Source organism: Streptomyces sp. NPDC002088 (assembly GCF_040296605.1).
Lineage (GTDB): Bacteria > Actinomycetota > Actinomycetes > Streptomycetales > Streptomycetaceae > Streptomyces.
On record NZ_JBEOXO010000113.1, the window covers coordinates 1 to 1,433 of the forward strand.

Consider the following 1,433-nt stretch of genomic DNA (forward strand, 5'->3'; position numbering starts at 1 on the left):
GTTGTTTTACCTTTGTGTCGGTAGATTGTCGTTCTTTTGTCGTCTATCTGTCGTGTACATGTTTAAAAAAATAGTTTATTATATATTCATGAATAAATATAGAGTTGCTGAGTTAAGAAAAAAAAGAGGTTGGACGCAAGAAGTACTGGCTGAAAAAGCAAATATAACTGTTAGAACGGTTCAGAGAATAGAAAATGGAACGGATGTTAGTTTAGATACTTTAGCCTCAATATCTAATGCTCTTTTAGTTCCAGTAAGTGAACTATTTGAAAGCATTGAGGAAGAAGCAAAAGAGGTAGAAATCATGGATATGTCTAAAGAACAGCTTATTCAACTGAAATATAGACAAACTATAACCGTCTCAATTACTTTATTGGTTATAGCAGCTATACTTTTGGTTATGTCAATTTTAGGTGTTGAAATTAATGAATTAGCATCTGGCTATAATACTACACTTTCTTGGCTGGCATGGGTAAGTTTATTATTATTGTTAATAGGTCTAGCAAATTATTATTTAGGAGTTAAATTAAATGAAATGCTTGACCAAAAGTACCCTCTTACTAAGGGCATAAAATTAAAAGAAAAAAAAGAACGCTTTGAAAACTTTTGGCAATTTTTTTCAATTTATTGGTGGATGATTTTCCCAATTTTTGGTTTTATAACTTGGTTCATTTCTTTCTTTAATAATCTATAAAGTTTTTGTTATCGAGCGGAGAGACAATATAATGATTAAAAAAAAGTCACATTTTTTTGTAGCTTTTTTTGGCTTTACCATGGTAAACCCGTTGCTTGCCCAGTCTTGAAAAAGTTACTGGCAAGCAACGGGTTTGTGTACACAACCCTCAAAAAGTAACGTTACGTACATTTTTGTTTAGGAGTACCTAATACAATACCCTTTAAAAAGAGTGTTTTGAATAAAACTCGCTTTCGCTCGTGGTAACGTTGAATGGATAAATTTTTTATCTCATATTTTAAAAAATAAATTGATAAATTGAGATTTTAATGTTGACAAAAAATTTAAAATTAAGAAATCCAGAGGATAGAAAAGCTCAAACACAAAGATAAGTCTTGAAAATAAAATAAAAAAAGAATATTATAAAATTATCTATAATAAGATTCCCGAACTAATTAAAATACCTTCAATCAATGAGATTATACCACTCAATAGAAAGAGACTACTATGGGATTTGGATTTAACTTTAAGGATTACAATGATCGTTTAACATTCAAAAAATCAACGCTCAAGGATGTAAAACAAACTCTAGATGAACGAGATTTTGTAAAAGCCGAAATATCCAAAAAAGAAAAGAAGTTAGTTAAAAAGTAATAGAACAATAGGGATTTGGGCACTTCCAAAATCAACATAAAATTCAAATAAGCGTCAACACATGGTTTTGTGTTTTTATTTTTTTGAGCAAGTGAGTACCCACTTG

General features: G+C 29.8%; 1 protein-coding gene. It reads left to right on the top strand.

Annotated features, from left to right (window positions below; translation table 11 throughout):
* The first annotated feature begins 88 nt into the window (after positions 1-88).
* A complete protein-coding gene (locus tag ABT114_RS50390) occupies positions 89-694 on the top strand; it encodes a helix-turn-helix domain-containing protein (RefSeq protein WP_023349234.1) in 606 nt (201 codons plus the stop codon).
* Positions 695-1,433: the final 739 nt, after the last annotated feature.